This is a genomic window from Vibrio sp. QJM3NY_15, from assembly GCF_057785995.1.
Genome location: NZ_CM173518.1, coordinates 679,242 through 702,800 on the forward strand (window position 1 = coordinate 679,242; position 23,559 = coordinate 702,800).

At 44.8% G+C, this 23,559-nt stretch carries 24 protein-coding genes; 7 read left to right on the plus strand and 17 right to left on the minus strand.

Features of this window, described 5'->3' with window-relative positions:
• Window positions 1–16: 16 nt before the first annotated feature.
• Window positions 17–697 carry a hypothetical protein gene (locus tag AC3CKG_RS19480; protein WP_372160445.1) on the minus strand — a complete coding sequence of 227 codons (681 nt, stop codon included), beginning with the start codon at window positions 695–697 and terminating at the stop codon, window positions 17–19.
• Between the two features lie 354 nt (window positions 698–1,051).
• Here AC3CKG_RS19480 and AC3CKG_RS19485 point away from each other — a divergent pair, with 354 nt between their 5' ends.
• Window positions 1,052–2,029 carry a hypothetical protein gene (locus AC3CKG_RS19485; RefSeq protein ID WP_488529843.1) on the plus strand — a complete coding sequence of 326 codons (978 nt, stop codon included), beginning with the start codon at window positions 1,052–1,054 and terminating at the stop codon, window positions 2,027–2,029.
• A gap of 217 nt (window positions 2,030–2,246) precedes the next feature.
• Here AC3CKG_RS19485 and AC3CKG_RS19490 read toward each other — a convergent pair whose 3' ends face one another.
• Together AC3CKG_RS19490 and AC3CKG_RS19495 are read right to left on the minus strand one after the other, a co-directional pair.
• Window positions 2,247–3,122 carry an NAD(P)-dependent oxidoreductase gene (locus tag AC3CKG_RS19490; protein ID WP_488529844.1) on the minus strand — a complete coding sequence of 292 codons (876 nt, stop codon included), beginning with the start codon at window positions 3,120–3,122 and terminating at the stop codon, window positions 2,247–2,249.
• A 12-nt stretch (window positions 3,123–3,134) separates the two neighbouring features.
• Window positions 3,135–4,037, minus strand: a complete 903-nt coding sequence (locus AC3CKG_RS19495; protein ID WP_029221917.1) for a LysR family transcriptional regulator — start codon at window positions 4,035–4,037, stop codon at window positions 3,135–3,137.
• An 85-nt stretch (window positions 4,038–4,122) separates the two neighbouring features.
• Between AC3CKG_RS19495 and AC3CKG_RS19500 the strand changes: the two genes are divergently transcribed.
• Window positions 4,123–4,374 carry a DUF2798 domain-containing protein gene (locus AC3CKG_RS19500; RefSeq protein WP_004732619.1) on the plus strand — a complete coding sequence of 84 codons (252 nt, stop codon included), beginning with the start codon at window positions 4,123–4,125 and terminating at the stop codon, window positions 4,372–4,374.
• A gap of 217 nt (window positions 4,375–4,591) precedes the next feature.
• On the opposite strand, the gene AC3CKG_RS19505 is transcribed toward AC3CKG_RS19500, so the two are convergent.
• Both AC3CKG_RS19505 and AC3CKG_RS19510 read right to left on the minus strand, forming a co-directional pair.
• Complete coding sequence (locus tag AC3CKG_RS19505) at window positions 4,592–5,308, minus strand: YebC/PmpR family DNA-binding transcriptional regulator (protein WP_108099842.1); 717 nt, start codon at window positions 5,306–5,308, stop codon at window positions 4,592–4,594.
• A 96-nt stretch (window positions 5,309–5,404) separates the two neighbouring features.
• Window positions 5,405–5,614, minus strand: a complete 210-nt coding sequence (locus AC3CKG_RS19510) for a DUF3283 family protein (protein ID WP_004732615.1) — start codon at window positions 5,612–5,614, stop codon at window positions 5,405–5,407.
• A 368-nt stretch (window positions 5,615–5,982) separates the two neighbouring features.
• Here AC3CKG_RS19510 and AC3CKG_RS19515 point away from each other — a divergent pair, with 368 nt between their 5' ends.
• Window positions 5,983–7,497: a hypothetical protein gene (locus tag AC3CKG_RS19515; RefSeq protein ID WP_372138011.1), complete on the plus strand. Its 1,515-nt coding sequence runs from the start codon at window positions 5,983–5,985 to the stop codon at window positions 7,495–7,497.
• Between the two features lie 202 nt (window positions 7,498–7,699).
• On the opposite strand, the gene AC3CKG_RS19520 is transcribed toward AC3CKG_RS19515, so the two are convergent.
• Both AC3CKG_RS19520 and phhA read right to left on the minus strand, forming a co-directional pair.
• On the minus strand, window positions 7,700–8,038 hold the full coding sequence (locus tag AC3CKG_RS19520; protein WP_372138009.1) for a 4a-hydroxytetrahydrobiopterin dehydratase: 339 nt from the start codon (window positions 8,036–8,038) through the stop codon (window positions 7,700–7,702).
• Window positions 8,028–8,822, minus strand: coding sequence for a phenylalanine 4-monooxygenase (gene phhA / locus AC3CKG_RS19525; protein ID WP_488529845.1), 795 nt, complete (start codon window positions 8,820–8,822; stop codon window positions 8,028–8,030). Before phhA ends, AC3CKG_RS19520 begins: the two co-directional genes overlap by 11 nt.
• Window positions 8,823–9,021: 199 nt before the next feature.
• On the opposite strand from phhA, the gene AC3CKG_RS19530 reads away from it, so the two are divergent.
• Window positions 9,022–11,004 carry an acetoacetate--CoA ligase gene (locus AC3CKG_RS19530; RefSeq protein WP_488529846.1) on the plus strand — a complete coding sequence of 661 codons (1,983 nt, stop codon included), beginning with the start codon at window positions 9,022–9,024 and terminating at the stop codon, window positions 11,002–11,004.
• Between the two features lie 607 nt (window positions 11,005–11,611).
• On the plus strand, window positions 11,612–12,541 hold the full coding sequence (locus AC3CKG_RS19535) for a carbamate kinase (protein ID WP_012601290.1): 930 nt from the start codon (window positions 11,612–11,614) through the stop codon (window positions 12,539–12,541).
• A 233-nt stretch (window positions 12,542–12,774) separates the two neighbouring features.
• Here AC3CKG_RS19535 and maiA read toward each other — a convergent pair whose 3' ends face one another.
• Genes maiA through hppD form a run of 4 tightly spaced genes read right to left on the minus strand, consistent with a single transcriptional unit; the run spans window position 12,775 to window position 16,747 of the window.
• Complete coding sequence (gene maiA, locus AC3CKG_RS19540; RefSeq protein WP_488529847.1) at window positions 12,775–13,479, minus strand: maleylacetoacetate isomerase; 705 nt, start codon at window positions 13,477–13,479, stop codon at window positions 12,775–12,777.
• A 21-nt stretch (window positions 13,480–13,500) separates the two neighbouring features.
• A complete protein-coding gene (locus AC3CKG_RS19545; protein ID WP_488529848.1) occupies window positions 13,501–14,538 on the minus strand; it encodes a fumarylacetoacetate hydrolase family protein in 1,038 nt (345 codons plus the stop codon).
• A 12-nt stretch (window positions 14,539–14,550) separates the two neighbouring features.
• Window positions 14,551–15,681 carry a homogentisate 1,2-dioxygenase gene (locus tag AC3CKG_RS19550; RefSeq protein ID WP_017075602.1) on the minus strand — a complete coding sequence of 377 codons (1,131 nt, stop codon included), beginning with the start codon at window positions 15,679–15,681 and terminating at the stop codon, window positions 14,551–14,553.
• Window positions 15,674–16,747 carry a 4-hydroxyphenylpyruvate dioxygenase gene (hppD, locus tag AC3CKG_RS19555; RefSeq protein WP_017100488.1) on the minus strand — a complete coding sequence of 358 codons (1,074 nt, stop codon included), beginning with the start codon at window positions 16,745–16,747 and terminating at the stop codon, window positions 15,674–15,676. The genes AC3CKG_RS19550 and hppD overlap by 8 nt, the downstream gene beginning before the upstream one ends.
• A gap of 125 nt (window positions 16,748–16,872) precedes the next feature.
• On the opposite strand from hppD, the gene AC3CKG_RS19560 reads away from it, so the two are divergent.
• A complete protein-coding gene (locus AC3CKG_RS19560) occupies window positions 16,873–17,055 on the plus strand; it encodes a hypothetical protein (protein ID WP_488529849.1) in 183 nt (60 codons plus the stop codon).
• 94 nt (window positions 17,056–17,149) lie between these two features.
• On the opposite strand, the gene AC3CKG_RS19565 is transcribed toward AC3CKG_RS19560, so the two are convergent.
• The 6 genes from AC3CKG_RS19565 to AC3CKG_RS19590 all read right to left on the minus strand — a co-directional run bounded on the left by AC3CKG_RS19565 (window position 17,150) and on the right by AC3CKG_RS19590 (window position 22,537).
• Window positions 17,150–17,809: an HAD family hydrolase gene (locus AC3CKG_RS19565; RefSeq protein WP_102442387.1), complete on the minus strand. Its 660-nt coding sequence runs from the start codon at window positions 17,807–17,809 to the stop codon at window positions 17,150–17,152.
• A gap of 1 nt (window position 17,810) precedes the next feature.
• Window positions 17,811–18,830, minus strand: coding sequence for an ABC transporter ATP-binding protein (locus AC3CKG_RS19570; protein WP_488529850.1), 1,020 nt, complete (start codon window positions 18,828–18,830; stop codon window positions 17,811–17,813).
• Window positions 18,830–19,615, minus strand: coding sequence for an ABC transporter permease (locus AC3CKG_RS19575; RefSeq protein WP_488529851.1), 786 nt, complete (start codon window positions 19,613–19,615; stop codon window positions 18,830–18,832). Before AC3CKG_RS19575 ends, AC3CKG_RS19570 begins: the two co-directional genes overlap by 1 nt.
• Entirely contained in the window at window positions 19,615–20,508 is an 894-nt protein-coding gene (locus AC3CKG_RS19580) for an ABC transporter permease subunit (protein ID WP_372201744.1), read from the minus strand. Before AC3CKG_RS19580 ends, AC3CKG_RS19575 begins: the two co-directional genes overlap by 1 nt.
• The gene (locus AC3CKG_RS19585; protein WP_102328045.1) at window positions 20,505–21,392 is read right to left on the minus strand and encodes an alkaline phosphatase family protein; all 888 of its coding nucleotides are present in this window, start codon (window positions 21,390–21,392) and stop codon (window positions 20,505–20,507) included. Before AC3CKG_RS19585 ends, AC3CKG_RS19580 begins: the two co-directional genes overlap by 4 nt.
• Before the next feature lie 62 nt (window positions 21,393–21,454).
• Window positions 21,455–22,537 carry an ABC transporter substrate-binding protein gene (locus AC3CKG_RS19590; protein ID WP_372146004.1) on the minus strand — a complete coding sequence of 361 codons (1,083 nt, stop codon included), beginning with the start codon at window positions 22,535–22,537 and terminating at the stop codon, window positions 21,455–21,457.
• Between the two features lie 211 nt (window positions 22,538–22,748).
• On the opposite strand from AC3CKG_RS19590, the gene AC3CKG_RS19595 reads away from it, so the two are divergent.
• Complete coding sequence (locus AC3CKG_RS19595) at window positions 22,749–23,477, plus strand: UTRA domain-containing protein (RefSeq protein WP_065676069.1); 729 nt, start codon at window positions 22,749–22,751, stop codon at window positions 23,475–23,477.
• Window positions 23,478–23,559: the final 82 nt, after the last annotated feature.

A 23,559-nucleotide genomic window follows, 5' to 3' on the forward strand; every position in this document is an offset into this window, starting at 1 on the left:
TTAGCATTCGCAACGGTTAGTTGGCTTTCGCTATTAGGGCCTTCGCAGTCATAGTTTCGATATTGCCAGCATCGGCAGTTTCCATTTGTTCTAGCCACGCTTGTGCTTGCTTAAGATCTTCAGCACGAATCGACGCCGTGATTGCGTAACGGTAAATCCACGAGGTCGCAGCGAAGTGTTGTTGCTGGAAATCATCTTCCGCAAGTAACGAGAGGAACAGGTCATAACCACGATCGAAATGGTTAAACATGTCTGGCAGAGAGGTGTAAGTCACCGCAGCCATGGCGCGAGTTAGGTAAGAATCTGGCAGCCCTTGAACACGGGGTTGCTCATGAATCGGTTGGTCTTCGTCTTTAAGCAACACCAGTGATTTATCAATGGTCGACAAACCCTTTTCGACATACTTCATCTTGTTCCAAGGCAAGAACGCATCACGCCCCATCAGGGTTTCGGTGCTGCCTAGGTAAACCAAAGTCAGCGGTGTCGCGCCGTCTTGTTGCAACGTGTCGTTAAGGCGTTCGTAAGCCACTTCAACCAAATCTTCATTACCTTGCGCGGCTTGGTTGTAGATATCGAGCACGTCTGAACTTGGGTTCGCCAAAGCTAACGACGGTGCAAACGAAACAAGCGCAATCAGTAATGAACGCTTAAGCAGAGAAGTGGTAGAGCCTAAATTAAATGAGTGTGAAGTAGTCATGATTTCTAATCCCTTTCAAATGTTGACGTTGAAAGATTAACTAGAATTTGTCATGTAGTTTTACCAATGCGACGAATGGTAATTACGAGGAGTGAATGGTTTAGAGAGGGTGTGAGTGGAAAATTCGAAAAGAAAGAATAAAACAGATGGGTCAAACATAATCTGATATTGCCCACTTCAGGCCTTAATCAGAGCTGACTCATTTCTGCCCCATTGCGGGTTAGAGCTACAACTATTTCATGTCATCGTCATTTACAATTTCTGACAAGTTTCTTGCTCACGTACAATACACCCCCAATTTTTAGTCGCTTATAATATCGATCCATTAAATAGAATTAAGTATTTTCAGTTAAAATGTTCAGTTTTTTCAAAAAAGTCAAAAAGTCATACCGTGTCCACAAAACTTTAGGAATATACGGCGTAGACCCCGAATATGCTAGTAAGGTTATTACAGGTTTTGATTTTCACACATTAGACTCCAAGTACAGTGAATTCCGAGATGCCACTGACCTTGAGTATACTCTAATCTGTTTAGTTGAATTGTTCACACAAAAAGAAAAAGATCCAACGTCCAATGCCAGAGATATCGTCTGGTTAGCCGAATGGATTGAGCTACTACTTAACGATGAGTACATGATCCGACAACCTATCTTACAAATAGCGAATGAAGAGCTTCTTCTCGAAGAAAAACATGAGCCTAGAAACATTAATAACGGTTGTTCTAAGTTAAATTCATCAGAGTCTAGTGAAAATCATAAAAGTCCATTATATACCAGTAGAAAAGCATATTGTTGGAATTGCTTTAAGCCGTTGGATTCTTCAACAAACTCTGAGTGTAACTGCTGCGGGTGGCTTATATGCCACAAGTGTGGTTCGTGTACAAAAGAGAAGATTTGCTCGGGTTCACCAGTAAAGAAAAAAAGAAACTCACTCCATTTAAGTAAAGATGAGTCTATTCCTTTTATTCGTTCTGAGTCGCAATTGTTAGTTGATGCTAATGCACTTTTTAACAGTTTTTATAAAAGAGTAAATTCAGGAAGTAAGCTTACCTCTTTTGACATTCAATTCTTGAATATAGTACTCCAAGATGAACGAGTAGGATTAGACCAAATCCATAAAGAATTGATTTTCGGTAACCTTTCTATAGCTAGTATTGATTTGATAAAAAATAATTTGAGAGAATATCATCGTGATAGCATTGTGGCCAAACTAATCCATGAAGATCAAATAGTTAAGGAGAGTTATGAGAAGTCAAATCTTGATGAGTTCGGTGAATATGATAATTCTGAAGAGACCATTTATGGTACAAGTGGGCTTGAAGATAGTAATTGATCTGCACCATCAACACTGGACATCACGTTAAGTGATTCTCCATACCTGAAGTTATTAATAAATTGATAATATTCGACTTTACGAAAATGTTTTTTGTCCAATAGTGAGTTTCAGTACCAACGCTTTCAGTGCATTCCTAAGTTCATACAAACAAAAATAGCCGCTAATCAGCGGCTATTTTTAGCTATCTAAACGAAGCTTCTATTACTTCTAACTTCTACTTCTTCGTCTCTTCAATCACAGCTTTCATCAATACCGATGTATCCATGCGGCCTTGTCCTTCAGCAGACAGTGCCTTATAGGCGTTGTTGGTCTTTTCCGTCAATGGAAGTTGGATGCCTTGGCGCTCAGCTTCATCTAAGCAGAAACCTAAGTCTTTGATCATCCAATCAATGGCGAAGCCGAAATCGAACTTGTCTTGCGCCATTGTGGTGGCGCGGTTTTCCATCTGCCATGAACCTGCTGCGCCGTTTTTAAGACAATCAACCAGAGTTGGGATATCCAAACCTGATTTTTCAGCAAGTACCAAACCTTCAGATAAACCGTTCAATACACCCGCGATGCAGATCTGATTAACCATTTTTGCGCGTTGGCCTTGGCCGACTTTACCCATCAGAACCGACGATTTTCCGTAAGCTTCGAATACAGGTTGAAGGTCGTTGAAAAGCGCTTGTTCGCCGCCACACATGATGGTTAACACGCCGTTTTCTGCGCCCGCTTGACCACCAGATACAGGTGCATCCATAAAGCGAATACCTGCTTGCTTCGCAGCCACTTCAAGCTCTTCAGACAGAACTGCCGACGTTGTGGTGTGATCGACAAGAATTGCGTTTGGCTTCATTGCTGCCAATGCGCCTGTTTCGCTGGTTGTCATGCTGCGCACGTCGTCATCGTTGCCCACACAAACCAATACAACGTCAGCTTCCGCTACACATTCAGCCACAGATTCTGCCGCTTTACCTTGGTGTTTATCAGCCCAGTCTAGCGCTTTGCTGTGAGTGCGGTTAAATACCGTTACTTCAAAACCGGCTTTGACTAGGTGGCCTGCCATTGGGAAGCCCATAACGCCTAGCCCGATAAAACTTACTTTCATTTCTTTCTCCTTTTATTTGACCAAGTCATCGCTATGAAAAGATCGAACACTCTCAATCAATGCATCAATAAGCAGGGTCAAAGCCTTTGGCTGATATTTTCTTTCTTTGTACACTAAATACGCTTGGCGATCACCCCGATGGTACTCAGGGAGCACTTGAATCAGATTCATCTCAGGGGATACATGACGAAAAGGCAATGAAGCAAGCCCCAAGCCTTTTTGCGCCGCGGCCGCCACCGCATGAATATCGTTGACGATGAACTTGGGTTTAATCGTGATCATCTGCTCTAAGCGGTCGGATTTATAGAGCGGCATATCAAACACATCATCGACATTAATCCAATCTTGCAGCTCCAAATCGTCCGGCTTTTCTATTGTTTCACGCGAATCCAAATATTCTTGGCTCGCGAAAAATCCGTGTTTGGCCTTGAAAAGCGGACGAGCAATCATGCCTTCCATGTCTGAGATTTTAAACGTGATCAATAAGTCACGGTCGGTCTGTGGAATGAGCTGCTGCTGGCTCAGGGTCAGGTCGAGCTGAACGTTCGGATATTGAGTGAGGAATTGCTCTACTGTCGACCCTAGAAAGCCACTATAGAAGTTATGAGGCACTGCGAGCTTAATCTTGCCTTGGATAGCATCACGCTCTTCCAGCAAGCTATTAAAGCCTTGATGGATAGATTCCATGCCACTGCTCAGTGCAGCAAAGGCCGCTTCACCGTCTTTGGTGGCCACCAGCTCACGACCTTTCTTTTCTAAAAGTCGGATATTAAGACGCTCTTCCAATGCGGTTAATCGACGCGACATAGTCGACACAGGCAGTTGCAGCCGTTTCGAGGCCGATAGCAAAGAGCCCTCTTCAACCACAGCACAGAATAAGAACAGATCATCAATGTTTCCAAATATGGAATTCATACTTCTATATGTGCCTATTTTTCTCATTAATGGATAGGAGTAACCTTATCTCATCAACAACAGAAAATCACGGGAGAAACATAATATGAACAACAAACAATTTTGGGTAACCGCGATTTTATCCTCCCTAACCATGGCGACTATCATGTCTGGGTTAATTTCTGGCTACAAAATGGGATTCAGCCACGAATGGCCGCCAATCTGGATGCAAAGCTTTTTCATCGCTTGGCCTTGTGCCATCGTGCTCAACCTCACCGTGCTCCCTTTGATCAGAAAACTATCAGCATGGATTTGTCGCCCGAGAACGCTTTGCGTACCTGAAATTACGGAACGATGATCAAGGGTTATGTTCAAGGGTTATGTTCAAGGGTTATGTTCAAGGGTTATGTTCAAGGAGCTATGATCTAGAAGCTGCCATCAAAGAACTAAGTTCAAAAAGCTATTTCTATGGATAAACGCCTGAATTACGCCCATAAAAAAACCGAGCACTAGGCTCGGTTTTTTGTATTCTATATTCTACTCACAAGAGCAAAGCTATCAATTATAGATTGATATTACAGCTCTGCGTTGTGGTAAACCTGCTGAACGTCATCACAGTCGTCAAGCATGTCTAAGAACTTCTGGAACTTCTCAGAATCTTCTTCAGCTACTGGCGTAGTTGTTTGAGGAACGAAAGTGATTTCCTCAACGTCTAGCGTTAGATCAGGGAACGCAGTGTGTAGTGCTGTCTTCGTTTTGAAGAACTCAGTCGTTGGAGCGAATACAGTGATAACACCGTCTTCTAGCTCAACGTCAGTCACGTCTACGTCTTCCATCATTAGCGTTTCTAGGATGATCTCGTCATCTTCGCCTGCAAACTGGAATACAGCTTGGTGAGCGAACATATGAGAAACAGTACCTTCAACACCGATTTTCGCGCCAGTTTTAACGAAACATTGGCGAACGTCTTGGAAAGTACGGTTACCGTTGTCAGTTAGACAGTCAACGATTACGCTTGTGCCACCTGGGCCAAAACCTTCGTAACGAGCTGGTTGGAAGTCTTCACCGCCGCCGCCGTTCGCTTTATCGATCGCTTTGTCGATAACGTGAGCGGGTACTTGGTCTTTCTTCGCTTTAGCAATCAGGTGCTTAAGAGGTAAGTTCATGTCTGGGTCAGAGCTGCCGTTCTTAGCCAGTACGTAAATCTCTTTACCGTATTTAGAATAAACTTTAATTTTTGCGCCTGCAGTTTTCGCCATTGAGGCCTTGCGCACTTCAAAACTTCTTCCCATCGGGATCTTCTCTCTGATTCAATTAACGGTGCAAATTCTAGCAAATTACTGTGTCATTTCAATTCAACAGCTTTGCTGGGTAAGGTTTATCTGCGTTTATGCGACACCCATTACCCGTTTGTATTTTTCAACAGACTGATCAAACCAAGCCTTTTCTTCTGGATCACCTAGCTTCATTGCTTCTTCAACAATGGCTTCAGGGCCACATTTCGCTTGCTTCAGTTTCCATACAAGAAACGATGCTTGCTTATCCAGTTCGATTTTATTTTTCTCACTGGGTGGAAGGAGTGAAAGGTTGATAGACATTATTAGCCTTCGTCTGTAATACGCTTGGCCGAGAAATATATCATAGAGCAGCCTCATAAAACCAATACTATGAGCAATAGTGGGGGTTGTAGGACGAGAAAGCAGCAAGTCGCTGATGCAGGTCAAGCTAGTTTGGGAAAGAGTGTTTGGCTGAAGAGTGACTGTAATCGAAAAACAAAGGCTTTAAAGGTTAGCTTGTTGTGTTTGCTAGTTGGCATCTCACAAACGAATTGCGGATAGTGCCAAAATTTAGATTTGTGTGATGGTACCACTGAGATATTAAAAAAGTTGAATATCAATATTGAACAATGAATAAATACCCATATATATAGTGAGTATAATTTTATACGACTACTAGGGTAACAAAAATGTCGTTCATGTACGAATCTGCCGAACAAAGACTGTCTAAGAAACTAGCAGAAGAAAAAGAATACCTTTGGGATGGAATTAAATCATTAGAGAAAAAACTATCCGATACCCAAGAGTCGTTAAGTCAGTTAGAAAAATCAGCTCCCGAACATTACTCAAAAGTTGTTGGCGCTAGAAACAAAGTCACATCAATCAAAAAACAATCAGAAGCGCATCTACAGACGATTCACGACATAGCAAAAGCTATCGAAGAAGATAAAGAAAAGTTTGATGGTTTCAAGATTAGTATTCATGACAGCTTCGAGAAAATAGAGGGCTTTGAAAAAGATGCTGCGATTTTTTTAGAAAGTATCTCCAGCAACGAAAAAGAATATAGAGAAACGAAAGCCTCTATTGATAGCACTTTAGTTGAATTGGAAAAGTTAGCAGACGAGAAAGAACTACTAACAGATAGAATAACGTCAATCACAGAACAAGTGGAAACATCGGAAACGCTCTCAAAGAGATTGAAATCTCTGTTAAGTAACGCGGCAGATGAACGAAATGAAATTTCAGAAATCCATAAAGAGATATTCGGTTATACATTTGAAAACGAAGGTGGTGAAGTTAAAGCTGTTGATGGGTTGCAAAAGACGCTTGAATCTAGCTATCAAAAAATCAAAGAAGACCTATCAAATTTAAATGCTGCTGTCGTAAAATCTAAGGAGAACCAAGAGAAAACTCTACAATCTTTCGACGATGATTTTAATAAGCAAAAACAAGAATTTTTTGCCACAGCGGAATCACAAAAGAAAGCTATTCTTGATAAAATATCTTCGCTACTTCCTTCCGCTATGACAGCTGGGCTATCGGCCGCTTATGCAGACAAAATAAAGGTTGAACAAGAGCAGCTTATAAAACACGAATCATCTTTTAAATGGGCAATTGTCGGACTAATCATTTGTTCATCAATACCAGTTGCTTTCACACTCATTCGTGTAATGTTCTTCAAAGAAGATTTTTCGCAAGTGTTTGATGAAGCGCCCAGTTTGTTTTCAATGATGTTACCACTTTACGCTCCAATACTTTGGGTCGCGTACTCCTCTAATAAAAGTTATAAACTTAGTAAAAGGTTAATTGAGGAATATACGCACAAAGAAGTTTCTAGTAGAACATTTGAAGGTTTATCAACTCAAATTTCTAGCATTGGAGAAGATGATACAAGCGGTGAGCTCAGAACTAGACTGTTATTTAATCTACTTCAGGTGAATAGTGAAAACCCTGGCAAACTCATTTCTGATTATAATAATTCAGATCATCCAATAATTGACGCTATTGATAAAAGCTCTAAGTTAGCAGACTCTATTAAAAAGCTAGATAATGTACCTGTGGTTAGTCAATTGTTAAAACACTTAAGTGCCAGAGAGCAGGCTAAAGTTGACGAAAAAATTAAAGAGTCAAAAGCAATTTTAGAAGCTCAATTAAAGGATTCAAACGAAGAAAATCATGAATCTAAAAGACAATTAGATAGTTGAGACAAAGTAGATTTAATGTTGTGTGAGCCCTATAAATTTCTAGCTCAAGAGTATTTATATCGACTTCAAACACATTAGTCACTTTGACCAGTAATGTAGCTTCATCCTGTACTTTAATTGGTCAATGAACCTAAATAGCTGCCAACATTCAGTCTGAACATTGGCAGCTTTTTAGCATCGACTTTCTCAGTTCAATCAGAAACTATTCACTCACCACGAACACATCGCAACGTGAGGCGCAGATGAAGTCATTCTTGTGTAGGCCTTTGATTGAGTGGCTCCACCAAGTGACGGTGACTTTACCCCACTCCAATAAAATCGAAGGGTGATGGAATTCTTCTTCTGCCAACTCTGACACTTTGTTACTGAATGCCCATGCTTGTTTGTAGTTCTTAAACTTAAACACCTTCTCAAGCTGTGGGATGCCGTCTCTTTCGATGATCTGCCAATCAGACAACTCCAACAATAAAGACTGTTGCTCGTCTTTACTTAAGGCAATCGCGTCGATACTGCAGGCTTCGCATTTTTGTTCATTCAACATGTGTTGGTTCCTTGGGTTCAAAAAGTGGTGGTAGTAATCCCTCGTCTATCGCGAGATCAGCTTGCTGTACTAGGTTTTCCTGACTGATTTTGAATAGCTCAGACAGCTCATCAATCACGTAATATTTCGGTTGTATGATGTCGATGCGATAAGGGGTTCTCAAAACCGTTTGCAGATCGAACCGCTCACGAACGGCCAAATCCCCTCCCAACGCATACATGGTTTCCGCTGGAGACGAAAGAATGCCGCCGCCATAGATTTTCAGCCTATCGCCTTCTTTTACTAAACCGAACTCGACCGTAAACCAATACAAACGGGCCAGATACGCGCGTTGTTTGGCTGTCGCTGCTTGGCCTAGTTTTCCGTAATGCTCAGTGAATGTCGCAAAATCGGCATTGGTGAGCATGGCACAATGGCCGAAAATTTCATGAAAGAAATCAGGTTCTTGTAGGTAATCGAACTCATCTCGCGTTCTCAGAAATGTCGCCACTGGGAATTTCTTATTGGCGAGCAAATCAAAGAAACGATCGAAATCGATCAATGCAGGCACAGGCTGCACCTGCCAACCTGTTGTTTCCATTAGCACTTTGTTTATCTCTGGAAGCTGGGGAACTCTGTCTAATGGCAGATCCAGCAGGGTCAAACCGTGTAAATAGGCATCGCATGCGCGGTCGTGAATGACGTCCAGTTGCCTTTTCACTAAGTCGTGCCAAATGGCGTCTTCTTCGAGGCTCCACTCAACCCATCCCTCTTGGCTCACGGGCTTAGAATGATATTGAGTCATTACACACCTCCTTTCGAATGTCTCCCTTTAAGCCTATCTCCACTCCTTATATCCGCCAATTTGCGCGATTTTTCGAAACAAGCGATCGTGTAACATTTTATTTACACAATTCCGTCACACCCTTATTTTGCTGATCTTTTGACTTTGTAAAACCTAAATACCAGACTGAAAACGTTAACTTTTTGTTAAAGGTAAAGGAATGCACGAAAACAATAAGCCAGTTTGGCAGCCCTGCGACCAGCGTATCGCACACGCCAACGTAACCCAATTCATTGATAGCCTTGATCAACAGAGCGTACTCGGGCGGGAATTACAAAACTATGCGGATCTCCATCAATGGTCTGTGGAACATCCAGAGTCGTTTTGGCAGAACGTATGGCAGTTTTGTGGAATGGTTGGTTCGCAAGAAAATGACATAAAAATTCAAGGTGAAAGCCACTGGCAGCAGCCTAAATCGAATCGTGATGCGGTTTGGTTTCCGAATGCTCAAGTTAACTACGCCGAAAACTTGCTGCATTCAGCAAAAACGTTGCCAAACGAGCTTGCGATTTGGTTTGAGAATGAGCGTGGCGAGCAGCAAAGCTACACATGGCAAACCTTGGTTGAGGAAGTCTCTAGCGTTCAACAATGGCTTAATGATATTGGTGTTCAACAAGGTGATGTGATTGCTGCTTATACGCCTTATCTTCCTCAAACCGTGATTGCGATGTTGGCAACTACTAGCTTAGGTGCGATTTGGACATCGACCTCTCCCGACTTTGGCGTCGAGAGCGTGATTGAGCGATTTGGCCAAGTGAAACCCAAGGTGCTGTTCACCTGCGATGGCTACACCTTCAATGGAAAAACGTTCGATATGACGGACAAGAACAACGCCATCATTGAGCATCTCAGTGAACTAAAACAAGTGTGTCAGATCGGGTATTTACAAAAGAACAATTTTGAAAATGACGTGTCGCTCCAAAGCTGGCACAACATCATTAATCACTATCAGCCACAACCTGTGCGGTTTGTGCGTGTCGGATTCAATGAACCACTGTTTGTGCTCTACTCTTCCGGCACAACAGGCAAGCCAAAGTGTATTGTGCATTCTGTTGGTGGCACCACTATCAATCACCTAAAAGAGCATCAGCTTCATTGCGATATTAAACCGAGAGATCGCGTGTTCTACTACACCACTTGTGGTTGGATGATGTGGAACTGGCACGTCTCTGCGCTCGCCAGTGGGGCTTGTTTAGTGATCTTTGATGGTAGCCCGGTTTATCCGCAACCTAACGTTCTATGGGATTTAGCGCAGCGAGCTGATGTATCGACATTTGGCACCTCAGCCAAGTATCTAGAAGCGATCGAGAAGGCAGAGCTCTCACCTATCGACAGCCACAACCTTCCTAAATTAAGAACACTTTGCTCGACGGGTTCAGTGCTCTACCCAGAGCAGTTCGATTACGTCTACAAACACATCAAGCAAGACCTACATTTAGCGTCCATTTCTGGCGGCACGGATATTTGTGGCTGCTTTGTTTTAGGCAACCCTATTTCGCCAGTGTATCGCGGTGAGTGCCAACAAGCCGGGCTCGGGGTCGACATCGGGGTGTTCAATTCGTCTGGTCACAAGGTTAATTATGAACGTGGCGAACTGGTGTGTACAAACTCCCTACCCAACTTCCCTGTTGGCTTCTGGAATGACACCGGAGAGCGCTACCACAGCACTTACTGGGACAAGTTCGATAATGTGTGGCATCACGGTGATGAAGTCGCACAGAGCGAACATGGCGGCTACCTGTTCTACGGGCGAGGCGATACCACACTCAACCCCGGTGGTGTGCGAATTGGTACTGCCGAGATCTACCAGCAAGTGAACACCATTGAGGGCATCATCGATTCCATCGCCGTCGGTAAAGACATCGACCGTAATGAGCAGATATGGCTGTTCGTTCAACTACAGCAAGATGTGGATCTAGATGATAAGTTATTGGCAGCCATCAAAAGTAAGCTCAAATCATCATGCTCGCCAAGGCACGTGCCAAGCCAGATATTTGCGATCAGCGACGTGCCAAAAACGCGCTCTGGCAAGTTGGTGGAATTGGCGGTGAAACAGGTGATTAATGGCAAGAGTGTCGAAAACCTCGGGGCTATCGCTAACGCCGAGGTTTTGGAAGAGATAAAGCGTGTTGTTTCGCCTTAGTATTTAGACCAAGAACGTGGAGAGCTATCTCCAATTTTCACTTGGCTGTCAGATAACATCTAGAGTAAAGGCAGCCGATTGAAAACCGATGACTGAGTGAAGCAAGCAACGGGAGAAGCATTAAACACTGAACACTTTAAGCAGCCCTTGATTAGCCGATAAAAACCGAATCGAAACCACTCTTTAAGCTCGTGAGCCACCACCTCAGTTTTGCCCCATACCGTTTCTAAAGTTCTTAATGAGATCTGAACGTCATATTTAAAACAAAAATGTTAAATTATTCATTTTTTGGGCTGAGATAATATTCACTAAAGACGAATCATTTATACAAAAAAAGAGTCCACCACTGGATTGTATCCCAGCTTATGGATATTTAATCGAATTATAATAATTACCGTTTCCACAGCTCTATTTCTAGTGAAATGATAATTTGATAGCTATCACATTTAGAACCGTTATTTTCCCATACTATCTCGGCATGTTAATTACTTAAGAGTAATTAAAAAACTAGTCACTCCTATTAATAAGCTTGAATTTAATTATAAACAAGCAGTTAATCCCTACGTAAAATAAATAAAATCATTATTAAATGATCGGAGACATTATCATGCGCATAGTATTAGCTTTAGGCGGTAACGCTCTTTTAGCAAGAGGCCAAGCATTAACGGCTGAGAACCAACGTGAAAATATAATCAAATCAGCGGCGAGTATTGCAGCAATCGCACGCGAGCATGAGATTGTTATCGTTCATGGTAATGGCCCGCAAGTAGGTTTGTTGATGGAACAAAACGCGGCTTATAGCGAATATTCGCCAGAGACTACCCCATACCCAATGGATGTGCTCGGCTCTCAAACCTGTGGCATGGTGGGCTACATGTTACAACAAGAGCTCAGAAACATTGACCCTGAATTAGACGTAGCGACGCTAGTCACGCAAACTGAAGTATGCAAAAAAGACCCTGCGTTTGCTAACCCGACAAAATTTGTTGGGCCTGTATATACAGAGCAACGAGCTAAAGAATTAATGGCTCAAAGCACAATGCAGTTTAAAGCTGATGGCGAGTACTACCGACGCGTTGTGCCTTCTCCTATGCCAAAAAGCATTGTTGAAATTCAGCAAATTGAAACTCTTCTAGATACAGAAAACCTTGTTATCGCTTGTGGCGGCGGCGGTGTTCCCGTGAGTATTGAGCAAGGTAAGAGTACTGGCGTAGAGTGCGTCATTGACAAAGATCTTACGGCTGAACTACTGGCTGAAAAAATCCATGCCGACTTATTTATTATCTTAACCGATGGTTCGATTTTCCGTAACTATGGTAAAGAAGACCAAGCAGAAATGAAGCAAGCAACGCCTGCTGGTTTAGCAGAATTTTCATTCCCTGCTGGTTCTATGGGACCAAAAATTGATGCCGTTTGTAAATTCGTTGAAGCTGGCTTAGGTAATGCGGCGATTGGTTCATTATTTGATTTAGATAAAATAATCACCAATGAAGCTGGCACTCTGATAACGAAAGGCGAAGGTATTGTTTATTACTAAGATCATCGAGTAATAAATACTACTAATATGAAATCTATTACAAGCCTCTTATTTAATTATAATGAGGCTTATTTTATTAGGACCGTTTAATGCTAGTGAGATAAATATTCATAAAATTAGAAATTAAACCTGAAAATAATAAATACATAATATCTTTAAATATACCAAAGCGTTATTGTAACGAGACTTCATCCAAATAACGTTTCCGGTTCATAAAAAATAATTAAATATGTTTACATCGGTGCATTCGCATCCGCTTGGTTCTCTGGCATTGCATCAATAAAGGCGGCTAACTGATTACACACTTCGACAATCGAGTTAATTAACGGATACGGCGACATATCAACGCCAAAGCGCAGCGCGTTATACACCTGTGGCACCAAGCAGATATCAACAATACATGGTGAATCGGTGAGGCTATAAACTGAATCACCGTGTGCTTTTCTGTGCTTTGCCAACTTCTCTTCTAGAGCACAGAAACCTTGGCTCATCCAATAGTGAAGCCAATCCATTTTTGCCTCTCGCTCGCACGACAACTCTCGCTCCAAATACTGCAACACGCGCAGGTTATTAAGAGGATGAATTTCCATCGCAATGTCCTGAGCCATCGCCAGTGCTTGATAGCGCAGTGGTGTTTGCTCTGGAATCAACAAGGTGTCTGGGCTGCTCTCACACAAATAGTGTTCATCGAGATATTGAAGAATAGCCAGCGACTGATTGAGTTGAACGTCACCATCCACCAGCACCGGCACTAATTCACTGGCATTGAGCTCACGATATTGCGGATCATGTTGCTCGCCGCCATTACGCACCAAATGCACCGACTTCGACTCATAGTTGAGTTGCTTTAGGTTCAACCCAATACGCACTCGATAGGCAGCCGAAGAGCGCCAATAACCGTAAAGTAAAATGTTCTTGTTCACGATGCTCTCGCTCATACTGAAACCCTATTACGTGGATTATAGCACTCGATACTGGCTCACTTTTTGGTCTATCGCGCCAAAAATGGAATCGCCCGCCGCATCAAACATCTCAAGCTTAATCGAGTCACCAAACGACATGAATTGAGTCGACGGTTTACCATCGCGAATCGTCTCTATCATGCGTACTTCAGCAATACAGGAGTAGCCCACACCACCTTCCGCAATTGAGGTACCGTGGTCAGTGCCTTGCTTATTCGATACCGTACCTGAACCTATGATTGCACCCGCCGATAGTGGGCGAGTTTTCGCAGCATGGACTACTAGTTCAGCAAAGTTGAAAGTCATATCGACGCCCGCATTCGGACAACCAAAAGGCTGGTCGTTGTAGGTCGATATTAATGGTAAATGTACCTTACTGCCTTTCCACTGTTCACCAAGTTCATCGGGTGTGACGGCAACCGGAGAAAACGCCGAAGACGGTTTAGACTGGAAGAAGCCAAAGCCCTTCGCAAGCTCAGCGGGAATCAAGCCACGCAGCGACACATCATTCACCAACATCAGTAAACGAATCGAATCATGCGCCTGTTTAGCACTTGCGCCCATAGGGACGTCACCGGTCACAATCGCGACTTCTCCTTCGAAATCTATACCCCACTCATCGCTGGCAAATTCGATGTTGTCACGAGGGCCGATAAAGGCATCAGAGCCGCCTTGGTACATTAATGGATCAACCCAGAAGCTTTCTGGCATTTCAGCACCACGAGCCTTACGCACCAACTCAACGTGGTTTACATAAGCACTGCCATCAGCCCATTGATATGCGCGTGGCAGAGGCGATTCACAGTACTGAGATGCAAAGACTTCACTGCCAGTCACATGCCCGTAGTTTAACGAGGTGTATAACTCTTGTAACTGAGAAGCCACGCTGTCCCAGTTATCCAGTGCTACCTGCATGGTGGGTGCAAGGTGCATCGCATGGAAGATTTCAGTGGCAGCCACACACTGTTTGAGATCTTTACTCACGACCATCAATAAACCATCACGAGTACCATTTTTCTTGGTTGCTAATTTCATCTTTGCTGTCCCTTACTTCTCTTGCCAACTGTAGACATATTCTTTGTTTTCAACGCTATCGAGTTCATCAGAGAACTGCAGTGCATGGCGAGTATCGATCATCACCGCGACTTCATCGGTGAACTTCTTCTTGTGCGCTTGCCCCGCCTTGAAAGCTTTTGGGTGAGGCCCATGCGTGAAGCCCGCTGGGTGGAAAGTCACCATGCCCGCTTCAATATTGTCGCGACTGAAAAAGTCACCAGCGTGATAGAAGAGTACTTCGTCGTAATCATCATTGTTGTGGTAGAACGGCACTTTCAATGCACCGGGGTCGCTCTCAATCGGGCGTGGTACAAAGGTGCACACCACAAAGCCTGCGCCAACAAACGTAGTGTGCGCAGAAGGTGGCAAGTGGTAGCGATGTGACATCAGCGGTCTGATATCGCGCCAATTCACTTTCACCACCGCTAAGTCGCCATGCCAACCAATCGCATCCAATGGATTGAACGGATAGGTGATCACGCTGACTTTGTCGTGGCGCTTCACCTGAACCTGAGTCTGGTTTTCTGAATACTGAGCGCGGAATTGATCATTGATAGAAGGGATGTCGAGCACAGCAGGATCAAACACCGCGTGATTGCCAACCATGCCTTTCTCTGGCAAGGAGTAAGCCGCGTCTGTGTTCTCAATCATCAAGATAAACATCGGCTCGCTTGGCTCTAAACGCCAGTTGGTCGAGCGCGGGATCATCACGTAATCCCCTTCACTCACTGCTAGATGACCATAGTCACAATAAAGATCGGCGCTGCCTTGGTGAATGAACAGCAGCTCATCACCGTCGGAATTACGCACCAAGAAATCCATCTTCTCATCCATTCGCCACACACGAATTTTGCAGTCCGCGTTGTGCAAAAGATGAGGCACCGCCCAAGGGGTTATCTGGCTAGCTTTCTCCACCAGCGTAAAATCAAAAGCGCGAGGACGTAAATCGCCCTCCCACTCCGACCAACCTGTTGGGGCATGTTGGTGGTGAAAATGAGCGGCAGGGCCGAAGAATCCACTTCGGCCCGCCTCTCGCTCATAAATTGCCTCTTCGGGGAAGTCGGCATGCGCTTGTTTAGAGCACACACCCTCCCGATGAGGAAACGAGATCCATTTATGCATCGTCTAATACTCCTCGACGAATCTGGTCCTCTTCAATCGATTCAAACAGCGCTTTGAAGTTACCTTCGCCAAAGCCTTCGTTGCCTTTACGCTGAATGATTTCAAAGAACACAGGCCCAATTACCGTCTGTGTGAAAATTTGCAGCAAGATGCCGTCTTTGGTCGGCGCGCCATCAATCAGAACGCGTAGGTCGCGCAGCAAATCAGTGTCTTCCCCGTGGCCTTTCACACGATCGTCAACTTTCTCATAGTAGGTATCTGGGGTTGGCATAAAGTCCATGCCGCGATCACGCAGAGTTTTCACCGTTTTGTAGATGTCATCCGTAGCAAGCGCGATGTGTTGGATACCTTCGCCGTTGTATTCACGAATGAACTCTTCAATTTGTGATTTGTCGTCGGAAGACTCATTGATAGGAATGCGGATTTTGCCGCATGGGGAGGTCATGGCGCGGCTAACAAGGCCTGTTAGCTTGCCTTCAATGTCGAAGTAGCGGATCTCACGGAAGTTACCAAGACGCTCATAAAACCCAGACCACACATCCATATTGCCTTGTTTCACGTTGTGCGTGAGGTGGTCGATTTCATACAAGCCAACATTGGCTTCGGCCATGCGCTGTTCCGCATCGTCATAGAACCGGAAGTCGACGTCGTAGATGCTCTGCTTGCCATAACGATCCACAAAATAGAGCAGGCTTTCACCGATGCCGTAAATGGCAGGAATGCTCAGTTCCATCGGCCCTATTTCCGTTTTGTACTCTTCACCGCCGCCCTTAAACGCTTGCTCCATTGCAGCGGTTGCTTCATTGACACGAAAAGCCATACCGCACACCGATGGCCCATGCACTTTAGCGAACGCTTCCGCTTGGCTGTGAGGCTGTTCATTGACGATAAAGTTGATGTCACCTTGTCGATACAGCCAAGCCTCTTTTGAGCGGTGCTTGGCGATCTCAGCAAAACCAAGTGACACAAACAGCGCTTTAAGTTGCTCAATTCCCTTGTGGTCAACGGCCGTGTATTCAACAAACTCGAATCCATCCGTGCCAAGCGGGTTGTATGTATCCACCATGAACTTTCTCCTTGTACCTATTGGTTTTGTATTACTGGTTTTTATTACGTGACTTCTTATTGCTTGAAGAAGTGTGCGTGTTTTTTGTCCTTAATTAAATTTGGCCCACAAGCCGAGATAATGGAATGGGTGGAGGAAAATGGGCAATTTCGATGAAACCCTGTCAATTTGTAAAATATTTGTTACACACAAACCATCAAGACAAGAAAGTGAGTGCTATCAAGGGATTGAAAGATGGTGGTTTGATTTACAGCAGAGCAAGAGATGTTATTGAATTGTTACATGCATCCTTTTGTCAGCTAAGGTAATAAATCGAACATTAGACTGATGATGCAAAAAAGCCGCTGTAGTCAGCGGCTTGATGAGTTCTAGAGCGAACCTAATTCGAAGATAAGATTCTGTTTAATCCCAGTCGAGGATCGACCAATTCGGTTGATCAGCCAGTGCTTTCAAACGCGGGCATGGGTTTACCAAATAGGCAAAATCAGCGTGTTCACACAAAGGTAAGTCGTTGATTGAATCCGTATAAAAGTGAATGTCTGAGTAGTTAGTTTCTTGATTGTCTAACCACTCTTTTAAACGGGTGACTTTGCCTTCACGGTAGCTTGGCACACCTGATATTTGAGAAGTAAAACGGCCTTGGTTTTCAATCAAGTCGATACCGAGTGCATTCTCAATACCAACCTTACGACCGACCGCTTCCACTAAGAAAGTCACGCTGGCAGAGATGATCAACATGTCGATATCATCATTCTCAAGCTGCTCAATCAAAGGTTTCGACTGCTTAAACTGTCTAGGTAAAATATGCTGTTCAACACACTCTTCCACCAATGCGGTGACTTGCTCTGTTGGCATATCGGCCAAAGGCTGCATGGAAAACGTGAGGTAATCTTCCATGTTCAGTTTTCCTTCCGAATACAGGCCCATTAAGCGCTTATCTTCTTCAATAAAGTTGGGCGCAGTGGCAATGCCCTTTTCAACCAAGAACTCATTCCAAAGCATTGCTGCATCGGCATTGATCAGCGTTTCATCCATATCAAATACATACAAAGGTTTGAACATCTTAGGCTCTCACAGGTTGAATTTCGTTAAGGTTAAACAGGAGTTCAAGTTCGCTGCCGTTTGCCAACAGTCGTTCAGAGGAACGGTTAAGTAGGTCGACGGTTAATTCACACTCATCAACGTCCACTTGGTATCGAATCACGTTACCCAGCAGCTGGTGGTTGCGAATGGTGCCTGTTTTTGGCGCAGAGATATGCTCGCCATACTGTCGACCTTGCTCTTTAACGTAGATAGATTCAGGTCGAATCGCCACCTTCCATTCGGTTTCAATGTTGAACAGCTGCTTGGCCTTGTTCGCTTGCACCAAATTGTAATGCCCCATGAACCCTGCCACGAACTCATTGGCTGGCTGAGTGTAGATCTCTTCGGGTGTGCCGGCTTGCACGATCTCCCCTTTATTCATCAAGAAGATACGGTCAGACATGATCATCGCTTCTTCTTGATCGTGAGTAACGAAGATCGTGGTCAGGTTCATCTCTTTTTGAATATCTCGGATCTGTTGGCGCAAATGTTTACGGATCTTTGCATCCAGCGCTGAAAGCGGCTCATCGAGTAATAATATACGAGGCTTAACCACCAAGGCTCTTGCCAAAGCCACACGCTGACGCTGACCGCCTGATAGTTGATGTGGGTAGAACTTCTCTTTGCCCGTTAAGTCCACCAGCCCAATCACTTTCGCGACTTCGCGCTTAATCTCGTCAGCAGCAAGCTTTTTCATCTTGAGGCCAAACGCAATGTTTCCTTCAACCGTCATATTCGGGAACAGCGCATAAGATTGAAACACCATGCCGATGCCACGCTGTTGCGGCACCTGGTGAGTAATCTCTTCACCATTCACCCAGATCTCGCCACCATCGACCGGATTCAGGCCGGCCAAGCTGCGCAATAGAGTCGATTTACCGCAACCACTTGGGCCAAGCAGAGTAATGAATTCGCCCTTCTCGATGGAAAATTCAATCTCTTCAAACACTGTGTTGTCACCAAAGCTCTTGGTGAGATTTTTCGCATTTACATAGCTCATTATTTTGTTCCCTGGCTGAAACGACTTGCCAACCAAGTCAGTAAGAAAATAAACAGGAAGTACGTCATAACAAGGGCTGACGTGAAGTGGCCACTGGTTTGACGCATATTGTATAAGTAGATTTGCAGTGTCTCGTAGCGTGTACCGACCAAGATATTGGCAAACACGAACTCGCCCAATAGGAACGAGAACGACAAGAAAAGCGACGCCATTAAGCCTTTCTTAAGGTTTGGCAGAATAATCAATAAAAACGCCTTGGTCGTGCTTGCACCGAGTAGGTGTGCTGCGTCCATCAAGTCGCGCAAGTTGATTGCTTCAAAGCTGTTGGCAATCGCGCGATACATGAATGGCAGCGCGATGGTGAAGTAAGTACCTATCAGAATCCATGGCGTGCCTATCAGTGAGATTTCGCTATCGGCATACAGCTGAAGCAAACCTACCGACGACACCACAGGCGGCACAGCGAATGGTAATAAGATCAATATATTCATCACCTTGTCGAGTTTCGGGAAATAGTAAAACACCACGAAAATCGCAGGCAGAACCAACACCACACTCAGTGACAGCGCCGCCACACAGATAAACAGTGAACGACCAAAGGCTTGTAAGAAGCGAGGATCCGTCAGCAGGTTGATGTACCAATCTAACGTGAAGCCATCCGGCAGGATCGTTGCGCCCCATCGAGAGGAGATCGAGTAGATAAAGGTCGCTAAGATCGGGATCATCATGATGCCAACGACCGAATAGACAACCGTTTTGTGAAAGCGAGTATTTACGGTGTTCATTACTTTCTCTTCCCTGCGTAGCTTTTGCTGATCAGCCATTGGTTAATCACGGTGATGAAGGCCAGCATCGCCATCAGAATCACGGAAATTGCAGCGGCTAGGTTGGGTTCTAAGAACAAGTCGCCCGATACCAAGCTCGCGATTCGAATCGTAATCACGTTGTAGTTGCCCGAGGTCAACGCATACACGCTCGCATACGCACCAATCGCATTGGCAATCAAGATAATGAAGGTGCCAAACAAAGCCGGAGATAGCACAGGCAGCGCGATTTTGGTCCAGTACTGCCAAGTTTTCGCGCCAAGCAGTGCCGAAGCTGCTTGCCAGTCGTCACTCAAGGCATCGAACGCTGGATACAGCAACAACACCGCTAATGGGATCTGGAAATAGATATAAATCGACAGCAAGCCCCACTTGCCGTACAGGTCAAAATCTCCCAATAGCCCGTACTGCTTGAGCAATAAGGTGATCGCACCATTGGTGCCAAGGATGATGATGAAGGCGAACGACAAAGGTACGCCAGAGAAGTTGCTGCTCATGTTGGTAAACGCAATCACCGCATCGCGGATTTTAGAATCAACGCGGCGCAATGAAGAGACCAACAGAGTCGCGATCGCTAAACCAACAATACTCGACCAAATCGACAACCATAAACTGTTGCCAAAAGCCTGCATCATGAAGGCAGAATCGAATACTTCAGAGTAGTTTTCGAGAGAGAGCTCATCGTCATAGAAGAAGCTGTTGATCAGCACCCAAACCATAGGTGCCAGTTGGAACAGATAGAAAAACAGGGCGAAAGGCGCAAGCCACAAAGCGGGCTTGAAGCGTTGAAACAAAGATTTGGTTTTGGGTTGAAGCGCAGAGCCATCGCTCTGCGTGATTACAGAACTGCTCATAGGGCCAACAATTCCTGAGTGTAAGATTTATCGTGTTCAAGGTTTAGCAACTGACACACGCTGCCGCAGATATCGGTCTGTTTCACTGAACATTCTTGGTGTGTGAACTTGTCACCAATCACAAAGAATGGCACTTCACGCTCTTCAGGCAGAATGCCACCGTGAGACAAGTCATTGTTCATGCCGTGGTCACTGGTGATGATCACCTGGTAACCATCATCTACCCATTTCTCAAGGTAGTTCGACAGGTAGATATCCGCGCCACGTGCACTATTACGGTACTGGCGAGAATCCAACCCATGCTTGTGTCCAATATCGTCAATGTTCATTGGATGAATCAGCAAAAAATCAGGCTGATAAGTCACGCGCAGGTGCTCGGCATCCAAGAACAAGGCTTCATCTGGGTAGTGATCCCAGTGATAGAAACAGCCATGTTGAATGTTCATGGTCTCATCGTTGGTAAAGCGGTCACGCACAGCATCAAATGGCGCTCGGTTATACAACTCGCTCACCCAATGATATGCCGCTGCAGCCGTCACTTTACCTTGCGATTTAGCCAAGCTAAAGATCGACTCGTGATTCGACAAACGCACGATTTGATTGTTAACGATGCCACTCTCGACAGGGCGAACTCCCGTTAAAATGCACTCATACAGTGGGCGTGACATGGACGGCAATTCACATTGCACAGGGTAAAGCGTGGCACGCAGCTTGTTTTTTTGCGTGCTTATGATTTGCGAAGTGCCCTGTTGGCTCAGAGGAACGCTGTGGTTACTGTTTTTCGAGTCACTAAGTTCTAGAAGACCGTTCAGGTAGCCCATGCAATCACGGGCTACCTGATAATTCAGTCCATCTAGAACAACAAGGATAACCTTATTGCTCATGGTCTATTCTCTATTGCTTGTTTCTATAAGCCACCTACTACAGGTAGCGTGTTAAGCGGGGGTTATTGCTGGTGAATCAATACGCTTTCTTGCCATTGACGCGGCAGGCGGCGTGCTGATTTTTCCCATGCTGAGAAGTCAGTTACTGGGTGAACGTTGCTGTATTGCTCGTTTGAGATCAGCTTGTCTTGTACTGATTTAGGCAGCGTAACGTTGCTACGGATTGGACGCGCGTAACCTTCTGCTAGGTTGATTTGGCCTTGGTCGCTGAAGATGTATTCACGAGCCAACTTCGCCGCATTCGGGTTTTGTGCGTATTTGTTGATGATGGTGGTGTAACCAGAGATCACTGAGCCATCTTGTGGAATGCTTACAGTAAAGCGCTCACGGTCGATCTTGTCGCGGTAGTTCAGTGCGTTGAAATCCCACATGATCGCTACTTCCACTTCGCCTTTTTCAAGGTTCGCAATGCTTGGATCTGTGTAAGATAGACGACCTTGCTTCGCTAGTTCACCAAAGAATTTAATCGCTGGTTTCAGGTTCGACTCGTCACCGCCATTAGCAAATGCTGCCGCTAAAATCGCGTTGTTTGCTTGCGCGGCTACACCTACGTCACCGACTGTTACTTTGTAGTCGCCTTCTAGTAGGTCGCTCCAAGATTTGGGTGCATCTTCAACAAGGTTGTTGTTTGAGATGAACGAGATAGTACCGGTGTAAGCCAGAGCCCAGTGACCATCTTTATCCTTTGCCCAGTCTGGAATGTCATTCCAAGTGGTTGGCTTGTATGGCTGTGTTACGTCTTTTTTCACAGCGACACGTGCAAAGGCGAAACCAACATCACCGATATCTGCGGTTGCGTTTCTTTTCTCTGCTTCAAATTTTGAGATCTCTTGTGCCGAGCTCATGTCCGTATCCTGATGCTTCAAACCGTAGTTTGCTTTCAGGTCAGTCCATGTGCCTTTCCAGTTTGCCCAACTGTCTGGCATACCCACACTGTATACCGCACCCTCTTTTTGAGCGGCTTCAATCAGTGACTTAAGATCAGCATCCTTCGCCATCGCTGGCATTGAAAGTGTTGCCGTTATTAGCGTTGCGCCAATCAGTTTGGCTGGCGATACAGTTGAACGGCTAAGCAAAGTTTTCATTATCTCTATCCTTCTGGACTAGGTCAGTAAGTTCGTTTTGTATGCTATCGCCAGAGTGTGACGCTTTCGCGCAAGTTATTTGACAGTTAGGATGCATTTTCGTGGCAGTTATATTTCACTCATATGACAGTAAGCCTTTGTTTACTGTCACATTCCTGTTAACTCCATGGTTTACCTTATTAAGTACACGAACTTATGGACTAGATCAGCAATGAGAACATTGGGTACAGGGCAATCAGGGACACAGCTAGGCAGAATTAAGGCAAGCATCAGAGAACAGCTTCAAGCAGGCATCTTCACCGAGGGGCAAAAACTGCCATCCGAAAGAGATCTCAGCGAGCTGTTTTCCACCACACGAATCACGCTCAAAGATGCGCTGGTGTCATTAGAAACCGAAGGCTTGATATACCGAGAAGAACGCAGAGGCTGGTATGTGTCACCCGAACGGATTCGCTACAACCCATTGTCACGTTCTCACTTTCATCAAATGATTCGCGAACAACATCGTATTGCAGAAACAAGGCTGCTGAGCACCCGAACAGAAATGGCAGCGGGCGATTACGCCAAAGCGTTAGAGATAGAACAGATAACGCCGATACACGTCATTGAGCGATTACGCTTTATTGATGGCAGAGCGGTACTCTTCGTTGAGAACGTCTTGAAAGCACCGCTGTTTGAGAAGGTATTATCAGAAAACCTCACCATGTCGTTGACGGGTATCTACCGAGAAAAATACGGCTACGAAACCCAACGCTCGCGCTTTGACGTGGTTCCTACTTCAGCCCCTGCGCATGTTGCCAAGGCTCTGAATTTGGCAGAGGGCCAGCCAGTTCTTAAGATCTGCCGAGTGAACTACAAACAAGACGGTGAGCTAATGGACTGCGAACTGGAGTACTGGCGACCTGATTCTGTGGTGATCCATATTGATAGTATTGGGTAGCACGTAAGAAATAGATTAGAAAATAGGAAACCAGCACATACAAAAACTCCGACTGATTAGGTCGGAGTTTTTATTTTCAACG